Origin of the sequence: Pseudomonas purpurea, assembly GCF_039908635.1 — a bacterium.
Lineage (GTDB): Bacteria > Pseudomonadota > Gammaproteobacteria > Pseudomonadales > Pseudomonadaceae > Aquipseudomonas > Aquipseudomonas purpurea.
In genome coordinates, this window is record NZ_CP150918.1 from 2,594,953 (window position 1) to 2,610,199 (window position 15,247).

At 61.4% G+C, this 15,247-nt stretch carries 14 protein-coding genes and 1 pseudogene; 6 read left to right on the forward strand and 9 right to left on the reverse strand.

Translation table 11 applies throughout. The annotated features are described in order from the left end of the window. Nucleotides 1–43: 43 nt before the first annotated feature. The 3 genes from AABM54_RS11630 to AABM54_RS11640 form a co-directional block, all read right to left on the reverse strand. Nucleotides 44–1,852: a monovalent cation:proton antiporter-2 (CPA2) family protein gene (locus AABM54_RS11630; RefSeq protein WP_347905702.1), complete on the reverse strand. Its 1,809-nt coding sequence runs from the start codon at nt 1,850–1,852 to the stop codon at nt 44–46. A 150-nt stretch (nt 1,853–2,002) separates the two neighbouring features. Further along, the gene (locus AABM54_RS11635) at nt 2,003–3,943 is read right to left on the reverse strand and encodes a M48 family metallopeptidase (protein WP_347905704.1); all 1,941 of its coding nucleotides are present in this window, start codon (nt 3,941–3,943) and stop codon (nt 2,003–2,005) included. Nucleotides 3,944–3,965: 22 nt separating this feature from the next. Continuing rightward, entirely contained in the window at nt 3,966–4,562 is a 597-nt protein-coding gene (locus tag AABM54_RS11640) for a LemA family protein (RefSeq protein ID WP_347905706.1), read from the reverse strand. A gap of 171 nt (nt 4,563–4,733) precedes the next feature. Here AABM54_RS11640 and AABM54_RS11645 point away from each other — a divergent pair, with 171 nt between their 5' ends. The 3 genes from AABM54_RS11645 (at nt 4,734) to AABM54_RS11655 (ending at nt 5,983) form a co-directional block, all read left to right on the forward strand. Next, nucleotides 4,734–5,042: an RcnB family protein gene (locus tag AABM54_RS11645; protein WP_347905707.1), complete on the forward strand. Its 309-nt coding sequence runs from the start codon at nt 4,734–4,736 to the stop codon at nt 5,040–5,042. Nucleotides 5,043–5,132: 90 nt separating this feature from the next. After that, on the forward strand, nt 5,133–5,603 hold the full coding sequence (locus AABM54_RS11650; protein WP_347905708.1) for a hypothetical protein: 471 nt from the start codon (nt 5,133–5,135) through the stop codon (nt 5,601–5,603). 38 nt (nt 5,604–5,641) lie between these two features. Next, a complete protein-coding gene (locus AABM54_RS11655) occupies nt 5,642–5,983 on the forward strand; it encodes an FKBP-type peptidyl-prolyl cis-trans isomerase (protein WP_347905709.1) in 342 nt (113 codons plus the stop codon). Nucleotides 5,984–6,030: 47 nt separating this feature from the next. Here the strand turns inward: AABM54_RS11655 and AABM54_RS11660 are convergent, their stop codons facing one another. Beyond that, a complete protein-coding gene (locus AABM54_RS11660; RefSeq protein WP_347905710.1) occupies nt 6,031–6,639 on the reverse strand; it encodes a LysE family translocator in 609 nt (202 codons plus the stop codon). A 106-nt stretch (nt 6,640–6,745) separates the two neighbouring features. Here AABM54_RS11660 and AABM54_RS11665 point away from each other — a divergent pair, with 106 nt between their 5' ends. Both AABM54_RS11665 and AABM54_RS11670 read left to right on the forward strand, forming a co-directional pair. Then, nucleotides 6,746–7,678: a LysR substrate-binding domain-containing protein gene (locus tag AABM54_RS11665; RefSeq protein ID WP_347905711.1), complete on the forward strand. Its 933-nt coding sequence runs from the start codon at nt 6,746–6,748 to the stop codon at nt 7,676–7,678. Then, a complete protein-coding gene (locus AABM54_RS11670) occupies nt 7,672–8,178 on the forward strand; it encodes an AAA family ATPase (protein WP_347905712.1) in 507 nt (168 codons plus the stop codon). Before AABM54_RS11665 ends, AABM54_RS11670 begins: the two co-directional genes overlap by 7 nt. A gap of 65 nt (nt 8,179–8,243) precedes the next feature. On the opposite strand, the gene AABM54_RS11675 is transcribed toward AABM54_RS11670, so the two are convergent. From AABM54_RS11675 to AABM54_RS11695, 5 genes and pseudogenes are all read right to left on the reverse strand, one after another. After that, entirely contained in the window at nt 8,244–9,263 is a 1,020-nt protein-coding gene (locus AABM54_RS11675; RefSeq protein WP_347905713.1) for a branched-chain amino acid aminotransferase, read from the reverse strand. Nucleotides 9,264–9,572: 309 nt separating this feature from the next. Beyond that, nucleotides 9,573–10,959: pseudogene (gene lpdA / locus AABM54_RS11680) on the reverse strand (dihydrolipoyl dehydrogenase). A gap of 18 nt (nt 10,960–10,977) precedes the next feature. Next, nucleotides 10,978–12,255, reverse strand: coding sequence for a dihydrolipoamide acetyltransferase family protein (locus AABM54_RS11685; protein ID WP_347905714.1), 1,278 nt, complete (start codon nt 12,253–12,255; stop codon nt 10,978–10,980). After that, on the reverse strand, nt 12,256–13,314 hold the full coding sequence (locus AABM54_RS11690) for an alpha-ketoacid dehydrogenase subunit beta (RefSeq protein WP_347905715.1): 1,059 nt from the start codon (nt 13,312–13,314) through the stop codon (nt 12,256–12,258). Nucleotide 13,315: 1 nt separating this feature from the next. Further along, complete coding sequence (locus AABM54_RS11695) at nt 13,316–14,551, reverse strand: 3-methyl-2-oxobutanoate dehydrogenase (2-methylpropanoyl-transferring) subunit alpha (protein ID WP_347905716.1); 1,236 nt, start codon at nt 14,549–14,551, stop codon at nt 13,316–13,318. A gap of 185 nt (nt 14,552–14,736) precedes the next feature. Between AABM54_RS11695 and bkdR the strand changes: the two genes are divergently transcribed. Further along, the gene (gene bkdR, locus AABM54_RS11700; RefSeq protein WP_347905717.1) at nt 14,737–15,225 is read left to right on the forward strand and encodes a Bkd operon transcriptional regulator BkdR; all 489 of its coding nucleotides are present in this window, start codon (nt 14,737–14,739) and stop codon (nt 15,223–15,225) included. Nucleotides 15,226–15,247: the final 22 nt, after the last annotated feature.

The window sequence follows — 15,247 nt, forward strand, 5'->3', positions numbered from 1 at the left end:
CGTTCGCGGGTGGTCAGTTCGCGAACCTGCTGGTTGCGCACACTCACACCTTGCCGGACTCTTCTTCCTGTTGATCCGCTTCGAACAACCGCGCCAGTTCCGCTCGTGCTTCCTGAGCGGTTTGCATGACTTTGGCGGCATCGTCGTAGACCGCGTGCTGAGCTTCAAGCACCTGTTCGTCGTGATCCTTGAAACGCTCTATGCGCGTATCGGCCTGGGTTTGGGTCAGGCCCAGGCCGACCAGCGTCCGGCGACTCATTTCCAGGCTTGAATAATAGGTTTCCCGCACCGCTTGTGCGCCGACGTCGACCAAGCGGTGTACGTGCTGGCGGTTACGGGCGCGGGCGATGATTTTCATGTGCGGGTAGAGCTTGCGCACCAGTTCGGCAGTCTTGATGTTGGTCTCCGGGTCATCGGTGGCAATGACGAAGAACTCGGCCTGTTCGACCTTCGCTGCGTTGAGGATCTCCGGGCGCATCGGGTCGCCATAAAACACCGGCACACCGCCGAAGCTGCGCGACAGCTCGATGGTTTCCACCGAGGTGTCCAGGGCCACGAAACGGATGTTCTGCGCCCGCAGGATACGCGCGACGATCTGCCCCATCCGGCCCATGCCGGCGATCACCACCCGAGGCGTTTCGGTGTCGATTTCACGCAGGTGCGGCGGCACGGCCACCGGTTGCACCTTGGGTTTGACCAACCGGGCGCAGATCAGCAGCAACAACGGCGTCAGCGCCATGGACAGGGTGATCGTCAGCACCAGCAGGTCGTACAGGCGCGGTTCGAACAGGCCTTGATCGCGACCGATCTTGAACACCACGAAGGCGAACTCACCGCCCGCCGCCAGCACGATGCCCAGGCGGATCGCATTGACCCGGCCCAGACCACCGGCCAGCCGTCCGACCACAAACAGCAACGGCAGCTTGATCATGATCAGCAGCAGCGTCAGCCCCAGCACCGCGACGGGCGCACTCAGCAGCAGGCTGAGGTTGGCGCCCATGCCGACACTGATGAAAAACAGCCCCAGCAGCAGGCCCTTGAACGGTTCGATCTGCGCTTCCAGTTCATGGCGGTACTCGGAGTCCGCCAGCAGCAGACCGGCGAGAAACGCCCCCAGCGCCATGGAAACGCCGACCTGATCCATCAACCACGCCGTGCCGATCACTACCAGCAACGCAGTGGCGGTGGACACCTCCGGCAGACCGGTTTTGGCCACCACCCGAAACACCGGGCGCAACAGATAGCGCCCGCCGATCACCACGACCGCGATGCTGCCGAGCACCCGCAGGCCATGGTTCAAGTCATCGGCGGTGCTGGTGTTGTGATCGCCGCCGGCGAGCAGCGGCACCATGGCAATCAACGGGATTGCCGCGATGTCCTGGAACAACAGAATCGCGAACGCCAGCCGCCCGTGTGGGCTGGTCAGTTCCTTGCGTTCGGCCAGGCTCTGCAAGCCGAACGCGGTGGAGGACAGCGCCAGGCCGAGGCCCAGGACGATGGCGCTGTTCAGCGGTTGGCCAAACACGAACAGCGCAAGAACGCCGATCACCGAACCGGTCAGCAGCACTTGCGCCAGCCCCACGCCGAACACCGATTTGCGCATCACCCACAGCCGTCGCGGCGACAACTCCAGACCGATAATGAACAGCAGCAGGACCACCCCCAGCTCGGAAATGTGGCTGACGCTCTGCGGGTTGCCGATCAGCCCCAACACCGACGGCCCGATGATCACCCCGGCAAACAGGTAACCGAGCACGGCGCCCAGTTGCAGGCGTTTGGCCAAAGGCACGGTGAGCACGGCCGCGAACAGGAACACGACAGCGGCTTGCAACAGATTGCCTTCATGGGGCATGGGCTTACTCCGGGGTGACGGTAGAACGGTCGACGAAAAGGCGCAGAAGGACCGGGTTGCAATCCTGGACGCAGCGCTCAGGATAAAGGCTGAACCTGGATCCGTCAGTCTTGCGCTGCAATTCTCGGTGTTTGGGCGACGGTGTGGCGTTCAGGCCACCGCCTGTTGTTGTGCGCTGTTGAAGGGCGTTCCCAGCAACGGCGGCATCGGGCAGTCCAGCAAATCGGCCACGGCGCGCATCAGCTCGGCCTCGGCGGCGCTGACTTTGCCGTCGTGTTCGATGCAGCGGGCCATGGCGCGCAGGAGCAGCAGTTTTGCTTCAGGCTTGAGTTGGCGCAGGCGCTGGAGTGCGGTGTCGAGGGTGTTCAGGTCCAGGCTGACGTGTTCAGGCGCGTCGAAGGGGAAGAGCACCCAAGCGTGGGCGAGGGTTTTACGCGCCCGATCGGGGCGTTGTTGTCCCACCGTGGCCAGCACGCCGAGCAGGGTGGCGATTTCGTTGGTGCATTCGCTCAGGTTGAATGTGAACGGCACCGCAGTCGCGCCCAGGACGTTGCGATCGATGATCCGCAACAGCGTCCACTCCAGCAGTTCGACGTTCTGGTCCATCTGGATGAACGACTCAAGGTTGTCCCGAAATTGCTTGAATTGCTGCTTGCCCAGGCGCTTGAGTGCCGGGATCGCCAGGTCGATCAGCGGCAGGCGCAGGCCTGGGTCCAGCGCCGCCAGCGCAATGCCTTGGCCCTGCATGGCATTGACCATCTCCACACCGATTTTTTCCTGAAAGCGAAAATAATCATCCATGTGCACCGCCCCCGCGCGCGAGAACCACAGGCTGTACACCAGCGCCTGCGCGCCCTTGCAGCGGTGGGCCGCGTCTTTCAGTTCCCGGGGCAAACGTGCGAGTACCTGCTGCGCCTCGGCCAGATGCGCGGGTTGAGGATCACCGATGCGGGCAATCGATTGCTCGATGGCCTCCATGTCGAGAATCACCGCCGTCGCTTCACTGGATAACAGGTTGAACGTCGCGTTCCACTCCAGCGGCGGTACGCTGATGTTTTCCGCCGAGGGCAGGGCGGCAATGCTTGGAAGCGTGCCATCCCAGTGCGGGTCAACGCGCAGGATGCGCTTGCGCAGCGACGGGTGAGTGGCGCTCCAGCAGCTGAGCCCTGCGGCGAGTCCCGGGCCAAAATACAAATGGCTGAATTCGGCAGCGTGTTCGGCCGTCAGTCGAGAGCCTTGTGCATAGCCGCCGATTTTTTTCAGGGCGCCGGCGATGCTGTCCGGGTTGCGAGTGAACTGCACGGCCGAGGCGTCGGCCAGGTATTCGCGCTGGCGGCTGACGGCGGCTTTGATCAACCCGCCAAACAGCGTGCCGATAAAACCCGCTACGCACAGGACCAACCCCACCGCACCCAGCGCGCCGTTTTGGCTGTTGTTGCTGGAGGAGGTGTTGCTACTGCTGTTTGAGCGTCCCTGGCCGCGCAACAACACGCGCCCCACCAGGCCCAGCATCAGAATGCCGTGTACCAGCGCCACCAGCCGGGTGTTGATGCGCATGTCACCGTTGTAGATGTGGCTGAACTCGTGGGCGATCACCCCTTGCATTTCATCGCGCGAGAGCAGTTGGATCGCGCCTTGCGTCACGCCGATCACGGCGTCCTGAGGCGTCAGCCCGGCAGCAAAGGCGTTGATGCCGGTGTCCGGCAGCACGTACACCCACGGCACGGGTGTGCCGGAGGCCAGGGCCATTTCTTCGACGATGTTGAGCAGGCGATGTTCTTCCGGGCTTTGCTGAACGATGTTCAGCAGGCGTCCGCCCAGGCGTTTGGCGATGACCTTGCCGCCGTGTCGCAGCTCGTACATCTTGGCCAGGCTGCCGACCACCACCACGCTCACCACGATCGCCGAGGCGATGGCCACGGTTTGCCAGTCCGGCGTCATCCAGCCTTTCTTGAAACCTTGAAACTCGGCCCATACCAGCGTCACCGCAACACTGGTAATGGCGATCAGGCAGATAACGGCCAGCGTCATCAGGACGATCAAGAGGCCGGTGCGCCGTTTGGCGTGGCGCTGGTGCTGGAAAAAATTCATCAAGCCATCCGTGGGCAGAAAGTCAGAACGATACCTTGGGCGCGGCTTGAATCAGCGGGCTGTCGGCGAACGTCAGCAGGCTGGCGTCGCTGCCGTGACCGAATGCGCCGGCCAGCAGCACTGGCGGGAACATCTGCTTGTAGGTGTTGTAGGCCATGACGGCATCGTTGAAGGCTTGACGGGCGAAGGCCACTTTGTTTTCGGTGCTGGTCAGCTCTTCGCTGAGCTGCTGCATGTTCTGCGAGCCTTTAAGGTCCGGGTAAGCCTCCAGCGTGACACTCAATCGGCTGAGCGCGCTATTGAGCGCGCCGTCGGCCAACCCCAGTTGCGCAAGGTGCCGGGCATTGTCCGGTTCGGCGGCCGCCGCCTGAAGCCCGCTTAACGCCAAATTGCGTGCGGCGGTGACGGCTTCGAGGGTGCCGCGTTCATGGTTCAGGTAGGCCTTGGCGGTTTCCACCAGGTTGGGGATCAGGTCATAGCGGCGCTTGAGCTGGACTTCGATCTGGGCGAAGGCGTTGCGCCATTCGTTGCGGCGGCTGACCAGGGTGTTGTAAATGCCGATGACGTAGAAAATCAGACCGGCCAGGACAAGCAACGAAACAATAGTTGAAACAGCCATACGGATGTCCTTATCAGCGTGCAGGAGGGCGCGCGATGTTAACCGAAATGCTGGCGGGTTGCTTTTGGACGTTGTGGGGCCGTCGTTGGTGCAAATCATCGCTACAGTTGAAGTGAGCTTTTCAACGATTGACCGCGATTGTGGTCACAGGCATTCACTGGAGGAGTCCCGATGACCCACAACACGTTCTTCGTCGCCATGACCATGCTTGCCGCCATTGTCGGCACCAGCCCGGCGGCGCTGGCCGACGATCCACCGGAAAGAACCGCCCAGGCATCCATCGCCAACCTGCGCAGCTTGCACGTCGGCGACCGCGTGCCGGACGCTTACAAACGCGGTGAAAAAGCGCTGGCCAACTGGCAGCAGCGGGGGTTGAAGACCCCGAAGAGCCTGAGCCAATGGGTGCAGGTCAATGACCGATACATGATGGTGCGCATCACCGATGGGCAAATTCTTGATGTCACGCCAATTGAGCGTTGAACGTTTGAATTTTTAGGGTATCGTCCGGCCCGGATCTGTGGGGTGGCCAAGGGCTGCCCCTTTTTATTGACTGGATGTCAGGAATACCTGTTGGAAAAGAAACCGCTGTACAGAAAGGTCAACACGACCGCTCATGGCGCCCATCAAAACCTGGCCCCCTATTACCAGTATCAGCGTAACGCCAAGGTGGTGGCCGGAACCGAGGACAAGGACCGGGCTTCCATGCATGCGCCTCAACGGCGCGGTCTGGACTACACGCCACTGTTCAAATTTCTGCTGTCGCGGGTCGGTGGGCGGTGGGACGAGATTTTCAGTGAGGCGGTGGGGCGCCTGGATCGCCCGGACCCGATCTTCTGGATGGTCGCATTGCATGAGCATGAGCGGGAAGAGTCGGTGGCTCTCGGTCAGTCAAGCTTTTACAGCGGCCTGTTTGTCGACAGTGACGGTCTTCTGAAAAAAGTGAACCCGGACTTCCGGGCCGAACACATGAAGCGCTACTGCCGCTGCTGTACCCACACCTTCAACGGAGTCGTCTACGGTCAGAACGCCGTGTTCGACTGACGACTCGCCCCAGGGGCGCGAGTAAACGAGAGCAATCAATGAACAACGAATTACAGGTCATCGACCTTGAGTTGGGCGATGGCAAAGAAGCCGTCAAAGGTGCCCTGATCACGACCCAATACCGTGGTTTTCTAGAAGACGGTACGGTCTTCGATTCCTCCTGGGAGCGTGGCAAACCGTTTCAGTGCGTGATCGGCACCGGGCGCGTGATCAAGGGCTGGGACCAGGGCCTGATGGGCATGAAAGTCGGCGGCAAGCGCAAGCTGTTGGTGCCGGCGCACCTGGCCTACGGCGAGCGCTCGATGGGCGCGCACATCATGCCCAACTCCAACCTGGTCTTCGAAATCGAACTGCTGGAAGTGCTGACGCGCGATGATTGACGAGTACGGCGTTATGCTGCTGCTCGGAGGGTGAGCAGCGCAAGTGACTAACGGCTGGCAGTGGCCATGAGCAGGCCAAATCCAAAGAAGGTCATGCCGGAGATCTTCGCCGCGAGCCACGAACCCTTGGGCGTCGATAGCCATCGTTTGGTGGCGCTCGCGAGCAGGGCATAGGTGCCATGAATCATGATCAGCAACACCCCGTAGGACGACATCAGTATGAAAAACTGACGGGGGTATGGCTCATGGACATCGATGAATTGCGGAAACACCGCCAGAAAGAAAAAGCACGCCTTGGGATTCAGCAGTTGTACCGACAGGGCGCCGATGAAACGCCGCCAGGGGCTGGTGCTGCCCTCGTTGCGGTCGAGAATGAACCGGTCGCTGCGCCAGGTTTTGTAGCCCAGATACAAAAGGTAGGCCGCACCGGCATATTTGAGCACGGTGAAGGCGCTCGCCGAGGTCGCCAGGATCAGGCCAACGCTGGTTGCACTGATGCCGGCGACGATGAACGAGCCCAGGGCAATGCCCAGAATGCCGGGCAGGGAGCCAGCCCAGCCGTGGCGCAGCGCGTTGGACAGGGTCAACACCACGCCGGGGCCCGGGCTGAGAATGGTCAGGGCGGCGAACAGTAAAAATAATCCGTAGCTGGTCATGTCTCACTCCATCCAATAACGCCGACTGCGTGGCGTGAAGAGTGGCGTTGCTGACCTGGCGTGACAAACGCTTTAATTGCGCCCTATATGTGACTAAATTAGACGCATGATTAATTCTCTCCCTCCCTTGAATGCTGTTCGTGCCTTCACCGTTGCCGCTCACCACCAGAGCATCACGCGGGCGGCGCAAGCGCTGCATGTCAGCCACAGTGCCGTCAGCCGCCATATCAAACTGCTGGAAGAACACCTCGGCGTGCTGCTGTTCGAACGGCGTATTCGCCAATTGGTGCTGACCCCCGCAGGCCAGCAGTACTTTGAGCAGGTCAGCGCCGGTCTGTCACAGATTGCCGACGCCACTGCAACCCTCAAACAGCACGCCTCGCTACGCACAGTAACGATCAATGTCCGGCCGACCTTCGCCATGCTCTGGCTGGCGCCCAGGCTGCCGGAGTTCGTGGCGCTGCATCCGGACATCCAGCCGAATGTGGTGACCAGCACTCAGGCGCCCGACCACGCCCGAGACGGCTTCGACGTGGTCATTCGGCGCGGCCGCGACGGTTGGGCGCCCGCGATTGATGCGCAGGTGCTGTTTGAGGATGACCTGGTGCTGGTCGCGGCGCCTTCGCTGCTTGAGCGTCTGGCACTGGAAGACCTTGACGCCCTGAGTCGCCACACCCTGCTGACCGCCAAGACGCGTCGCGAGGACTGGCACCACTGGGCCCGACAGTTTGGTGGCGCGCAGTCAGAAACCCAGGCCACACTGCAATTCGATCACATGCACCTGGTTCTTCAGGCCGCAGCGCAGGGACTGGGCGTTGCCTTGTGCCCGACTTCCTTCCTGGGTGATGATCTGTCGAATGAACGGCTGACCTGTCCGCTGCCGCAGTGGCGTATGCCGTTGCCGCGTTATTACTACGGCGTCGCGCCGCAGGTGACAGCACAGACGCAGGTTTTTCTGGACTGGCTGTTTTCCCGGATTGAACAGGACGCTACTCAAGCGGACCGTGTATGTGCACCGATCAAGGAAGCCTCATGCTGATTGTCTTCTCCGGCTTGCCCGGCACCGGGAAAACCACCATTGCCCGCGAACTTGCGTCGCGTACTGGCGCGACTTACGTGCGGATCGACAGCATCGAGCAAGCGATTCGCAACGCGCAGGTGCTGGCGGGCGATATTGGCAAAGCGGGCTATGACGTCGCGAATGCACTGGCACAGGCCAATCTGGGGCTGGGGCGTACGGTGATTGTCGACGGCGTGAACCCGGTCGCCGAGAGTCGCCAGGCCTGGCGCAAGATTGCCGATCAGCAGGGGCGGCCCTTGGTGGACATCGAAATCGTGTGTTCTGATCTGGCGGAGCATCGGCGTCGGGTTGAGTCCCGCGTGGTGGATGTCCCCGGTCTGCGGGCAGTGACCTGGCAGTCGGTGCTCGATCACGACTATGAAGCCTGGAACAGCCAGCCGTTGCGGCTCGACAGCGCGGTGCTGGTTCCCGAAACGGCCGTAGCGCTGATCCTGGAACACCTTGGCACACAGGTGTGACAGGCAACAAAAAGCCCACCCGCCGCGCAAGCGATGGGTGGGCTTTTTAGTGCCTCAGCGTTGGGTCAGACCTTGACGATCCAGCCCGCTGGCGCTTCGATGTCGCCGGTCTGCACACCGGTCAGCTCTTTGTAGAGCTTCTGGGTGACCGGGCCGACTTCGGTTTCGCTGTGGAACACGTGCAGCTTGTCGTTGTAGCTGATGCCGCCGATTGGCGTGATCACCGCGGCAGTCCCGCAGGCGCCGGCTTCCTTGAAGTCGCCGATTTTGTCGATGAGCACGTCACCTTCAATGACTTCCATACCCAGGCGCGATTGTGCCAGTTCGATCAGCGACAGGCGGGTGATGCCTGGCAGCACCGAAGGGGACTTCGGCGTGACGAACTTGTTGTCGTGGGTGATACCAAAGAAGTTGGCCGAGCCGACTTCTTCGATTTTCGTGTGGGTCATCGGGTCCAGGTAGATGCAGTCGGCGAAGTGTGCCTTCTTGGCCTGGGAGCCGGGCATCAGGCTGGCGGCGTAGTTGCCACCGACCTTCGCCGCGCCGGTGCCTTGTGGGGCGGCACGGTCGTAGCTGGAGATCAGGAAATTGTGCGGGGTCAGGCCACCCTTGAAGTAGGCGCCGACCGGGATGCAGAAGATCGAGAAGAGGAACTCGGGCGCGGTGCGCACGCCGATGTTGTCACCCACGCCGATCACGAATGGACGCAGGTACAGCGCGCCGCCCGTGCCGTACGGCGGGATGAAACGCTCGTTGGCCCGCACGACCGCTTTACAGGCTTCGATGAAGTCTTCGGTTTCCACATGCGGCATCAACAGGCGCGAGCAACTGCGCTGCATGCGCAGGGCGTTCTGGTCCGGGCGGAACAGGTTGATCGAACCGTCCTTGCAGCGATAGGCCTTCATGCCTTCGAAGCATTGCTGGCCATAGTGCAGGGCGGTCGAGCCTTCGCTGATGTGCAGCACATTGTCGGAGGTCAAGGTGCCCTTGTCCCAGGTACCGTTGCGCCAGTAAGACAGATAGCGTTTGTCTGTCTTGATGTAGTCAAAACCCAGCTTGTCCCAATTGATGCTTTCGTTACCCATGACACCCTCTATCACTTAACAATCGCCTGAGCGGTTCAAGGCTTCTGACGTTTTTTTTGGATGGGGACAACAATACTTCATTCCAGGCCCATTTCGCAGCCCGGACTACCGGCGGATTGGCAGATTTCTTAGGTTGCTCATGAAATTTGCCGCCGATTCTTCATTGTTCGAAACCCTGTGGCGAGGGAGCTTGCTCCCGCTCGGCTGCGAAGCAGTCGCAAATCCAGACAGCGCGGTGTGCCTGGGAGTCAGCAAGGGGCCGCTTCGCGACCCAGCGGGAGCAAGCTCCCTCGCCACAGTTGATAGCGGTTACAGGTGCAACGCGTGGCCCAACGCGCGCAACGCCGCTTCCTGCACCGCTTCACCCAGTGTCGGGTGAGCGTGGATGGTGCCGGCGATGTCTTCCAGGCATGCGCCCATTTCCAGGGACTGGCCGAACGCCGTGGACAACTCGGAAACCCCGACGCCCACCGCTTGCCAGCCGACAATCAGATGATTGTCACGCCTCGCGACCACCCGCACGAAGCCGCTTTTCGATTCCAGCGTCATCGCCCGGCCATTGGCCGCGAACGGGAAGCTCGACACGATGCAATCCAGGCCGGCGGCCTTGGCTTCGTCCGGGGTCTTGCCGACGACCACCAGCTCCGGGTCGGTAAAGCACACGGCAGCGATGGCGGTCGGGTTGAACTCGCGGGTTTTACCACTGATCAGCTCGGCGACCATCTCGCCCTGGGCCATGGCCCGGTGAGCGAGCATCGGCTCGCCGCTCAGGTCGCCGATGGCCCAGACGTTGCGCATGCTGGTAGCGCAGCGCTTGTCGATCTTGATCGCCGAGCCGTTCATGTCCAGGTTCAGCGCTTCAAGGTTCCAGCCCTGGGTGTTGGGTTTACGCCCGACCGCCACCAGCACCTGATCGGTGGCCAGGTTCAGGGTTTCACCGTTCGGGTCGCGCACTTGCAGGGTATTGGTTTGTGAATCAAAGCCTTCAACGCTGTGCTTCAAGTAAAGCTTCACGCCGAGTTGCTTCAAGGCTTCGTTGACCGGTTGGGTCAGTTCCGCGTCGTAGGGCCGGCAGGATGCGATCCTGCGCTTCGACCACACTGACCTCGGCACCGAGCTTGCGGTAGGCAATGCCCAGCTCCAGCCCGATGTAGCCGCCACCGACCACGATCAGCCGTTTCGGCACGCTTTTCGGCGCCAGGGCTTCGGTGGAGGAGATGATCGGCCCGCCAATCGGCAGCATCGGCAGGTTGACGCTTTTCGACCCGGTGGCCAGCAGCAGGTGCTCGCACTGGATGCGGGTGTCGCCGACCTCGACGGTCTTGCCGTCGATGACCTTGGCCCAGCCGTGAATGACCTGGACCTTGTGTTTTTTCAGCAGCACCCCGACGCCGGTGGTCAGGCGGTCAACGATGCCGTCCTTCCACTCGACGCTTTTGCCGATGTCCAGGGTCGGTGCCGAGACGTTGATCCCGAGCGCCGAATGCTGGCTGTGATGTTGCGTCTGGTGAAACTGCTCGGCCACATGAATCAGCGCTTTCGACGGAATGCAGCCGATGTTCAGGCAGGTGCCGCCCAGAGCCTGGCCTTCCACCAGAATGGTGTTGATGCCCAGTTGGCCCGCGCGGATCGCCGCCACGTAACCGCCAGGGCCGCCGCCGATGATCAGCAGCGTGGTGTTCAGAGTCTGTTGCATGCCTTGCTCCACAAATACTTATTCCACAAACAGCGTGGCGGGTTGTTCGAGCAAGCCACGCAGGGCCTGAATGAATAGCGCCGCGTCCATGCCATCGACCACGCGGTGATCGAAGGAACTGGAGAGGTTCATCATCTTGCGAATCACGATCTGGCCTTTGATCACCATTGGCCGCTCGACGATTTTGTTCACGCCGACGATGGCCACTTCCGGCAGGTTCAGCACTGGGGTGCTGACGATACCGCCCAGCGCGCCGAGGCTGGTGAGGGTGATGCTGGAGCCGGACAGTTCATCGCGGCTGGCCTTGCCATTGCGGGCGGCGCTGGCCAGACGGGAGATTTCCGCTGCGCTGTCCCACAGGCTGCGCGCCTCGGCGTGACGCACCACCGGCACCATCAAACCGATGTCGCTTTGGGTCGCGACACCCACATGCACCGCGCCGAGGCGGGTGATGACCTGGGCTTCGTCGTCGTAACGGGCGTTGATCTGAGGGAAGTCGCGCAGGGCGACGACCAGGGCGCGTACCAGGAACGGCAACAAGGTCAGCTTGCCGCGAGTGGCGCCGTATTTCTCGTTCAGGTGCGCCCGCAGTTCCTCCACCGCAGTCACGTCGATTTCTTCGACATAACTGAAATGTGCGGCGCGTTGGGTGGCTTCCTGCATGCGCTGGGCGATCTTGCGCCGCATGCCGATCACCGGGATTTGCTCTTCGTCGTGACGTTCAGCGTACGCGGCGCCAGCGCCGGTTTTGGCTGACGGACCTTGGGCCAGATACGCCTCCAGGTCTTCATGCAGAATCCGCCCGGCAGGGCCCGAGCCCTGGACCAGACGCAACTGAATGCCGGCGTCGAGGGCATGTTTGCGCACGGCCGGGGAAGCCAGCGGACGTTCATCGGCCTCGCGAGCCACTGGCGCTTGTGCCGCAGGGCGGCTTACCGGCGCGGGTTTGCTGGCCGCCACGGTTTCAACGGCTGGCGCTGCAATGGCGGTTTTCGGTGCTGCTTTGACTTCTGTGACCGCTTGCGGCTGGGACGATTCTTTGACGTTGCCCGCGCCTTCGACTTCGATGCTGATCAGGATGCTGCCCACGGCCATGACTTCGCCGGGCACACCGCCCAGCGAAATGACTTTGCCGTGCACGGGCGACGGAATATCGACCATCGCCTTGTCGGTCATCACATCGGCCAGTACCTGATCTTCAACGACCATGTCGCCGACCTTGACGTGCCACACCGACAGTTCAACTTCTGCAATGCCTTCGCCAATGTCCGGCATTTTAATAACGTGCGTGCCCATTCAGACCTCCATAACCCGTTTCAAAGCCGCGCCCACACGGGACGGTCCAGGGAAATACGCCCACTCTTGCGCGTGCGGGTAGGGGGTGTCCCAACCGGTGACGCGTTCGATAGGCGCTTCCAGGTAGTGGAAGCAGTGCTCTTGCACCAGCGACACCAGCTCGGCGCCGAAACCGCAGGTGCGGGTGGCTTCGTGAACGATCACGCAACGCCCGGTTTTCTTCACCGACTTGACGATGGTTTCCAGGTCCAGCGGCCACAGGCTGCGCAGGTCGATAACCTCGGCGTCGACGCCGGATTCTTCAGCGGCCACTTGCGACACATAAACGGTGGTGCCGTAGGTCAGGATGGTCACGTCCTTGCCCGGACGGGTAATCGCGGCAACGTCCAGCGGCACGGTGTAGTAACCGTCCGGCACTTGCGCGGCCGGGTGTTTCGACCACGGGGTCACCGGGCGGTCGTGGTGGCCGTCGAACGGGCCGTTGTACAGGCGTTTTGGCTCCAGGAAGATCACCGGGTCATCGTTTTCGATGGAGGCGATCAGCAGGCCTTTGGCGTCGTACGGGTTGGACGGCATGACCGTGCGCAAGCCGCAGACCTGAGTGAACATCGCCTCGATGCTCTGGCTGTGAGTCTGGCCGCCGTAGATGCCACCACCGCATGGCATGCGCAGGGTCATCGGGGCAGTGAATTCGCCGGCCGAGCGATAACGCAGGCGGGCAGCTTCGGAAATGATCTGGTCCGACGCCGGGTAGACATAGTCGGCGAACTGGATCTCGGCCACCGGGCGCAGACCGTAGGCGCCCATGCCCACGGCGACGCCGACGATACCGCTTTCGGAGATCGGCGCGTCGAACACCCGTGAGGTGCCGTACTTGGTTTGCAGGCCTTCGGTGCAACGGAACACGCCGCCGAAGTAACCGACGTCCTGGCCGAAGACCACGACGTTGTCATCACGCTCAAGCATCACATCCATGGCCGAGCGCAGGGCCTGGATCATGGTCATGGTGGTCGTGGTCATGGCGGTTTCCAACTGAATATTGTTGTTGTGATCGTTCATGTCAGATTCCCAGTTCCTGACGCTGGCGCTTCAAGTGCTCCGGCATCTCTTTGTAGACGTCTTCGAACATCGTCGCGGCGCTAGGGATCTGGCCACCGGCGAGGGTGCCGTACTGCTCGGCTTCTTTTTGCGCGGCAATCACTTCGGCTTCGAGTTCGGCGCTGAGGGCGGTGTGTTCCTCTTCGGACCACTGACCGGTTTTCACCAAATGCTGTTTGAGGCGTGCAATTGGATCGCCCAACGGGAAGTGGCTCCAGTCGTCGGCAGGGCGGTACTTGGACGGATCGTCAGATGTGGAATGCGGGCCGGCGCGGTAGGTGACCCATTCGATCATGGTCGGGCCGAGGTTGCGGCGGGCGCGTTCGGCGGCCCAGGCCGAGGCGGCATAGACCGCGACAAAATCGTTGCCATCGACCCGCAGGGAGGCGATGCCGCAACCGACGCCACGCCCGGCAAAAGTCGTGGCTTCACCCCCGGCAATCGCCTGGAAGGTCGAAATGGCCCATTGATTGTTGACCACGTTGAGGATCACCGGCGCACGGTAAACGTGGGCGAAGGTGAGGGCGGTGTGGAAGTCCGATTCAGCGGTGGCGCCGTCGCCGATCCACGCCGACGCGATCTTGGTGTCGCCCTTGATCGCCGAAGCCATGCCCCAGCCCACGCCTTGCACGAACTGGGTGGCGAGGTTGCCGGAAATGGTGAAGAAGCCGTGATCGCGCACCGAGTACATGATCGGCAACTGGCGACCCTTGAGCGGGTCGCGCTCGTTGGACAGCAGTTGGCAGATCAGGTCCACCAGCGGCACTTCGCGGGCCATCAGGATGCTTTGCTGGCGGTAAGTCGGGAAACACATGTCGTCGATGTTCAAGGCCAGGGCCTGGGCGCTGCCGATGGCTTCTTCGCCAAGGCTCTGCATGTAGAACGACATTTTTTTCTGACGCTGGGCGACCACCATGCGGTTGTCGAAAATCCGCGTCTTGAGCATGGCGCGCATGCCTTTGCGCAGGATCTCGACCGGCACGCCTTCAGCCCATGGGCCGAGGGCATTGCCCTGGTCGTCGAGCACGCGAATCAGGCCTTTGGCCAGATCAGCCGTGTCGGCCGGTTCTACGTCGATTGGGGGTTTGCGGACCGTGCCTGCATCGGTCAGGTGCAGGTAGGAAAAGTCTGTTTTGCAACCAGGACGACCCGATGGTTCAGGCACGTGCAGGCGCAGCGGTTCATACGCTTGATTCATGGCTTCTACGCTCGATCTTGTGAATTTCTTGTAGTGAGCTGACTGTCATTCTTCGGTAAAAGAAATCTTGTCCTACAACAATCATAGGCCCGGCCGAGAAGAATATTTCTCTCTGTTTCGTTGCGCTTTAGGCTATTTGCGGATAAAAAATCTGCATAAACATAAAAAACAGGTGGTTTGTTCTCATGCGTAAGCTGGATCGTACGGACATCGGGATTCTCAACAGCCTTCAGGAGAATGCCCGCATCACCAACGCCGACCTCGCGCGCTCGGTGAATTTGTCACCGACACCGTGCTTCAACCGGGTCAAGGCGATGGAGGAATTGGGACTGATTCGCGAGCAGGTGACCTTGCTCGATGCCGACCTGCTGGGGCTGCACGTCAACGTGTTCATTCACGTCAGCCTGGAGAAGCAAGTCGAGGAGGCGCTGGCACAATTCGAGGCGGCGATTGCCAACCGGCCGGAGGTGATGGAGTGCTACCTGATGGCCGGCGACCCGGACTACTTGATCCGCGTGCTGGTGCCGACCATTCAGTCTCTTGAGCGCTTCATGATGGACTTTCTGACCAAGGTCCCAGGCGTCGCCAATATCCGCTCAAGCTTTGCACTCAAGCAGGTACGCTACAAAACCGCGTTGCCGCTGCCACCGGGTGGAATGATGCTGAACAAATAGGTGGGACAGACGCTGTAGTGCC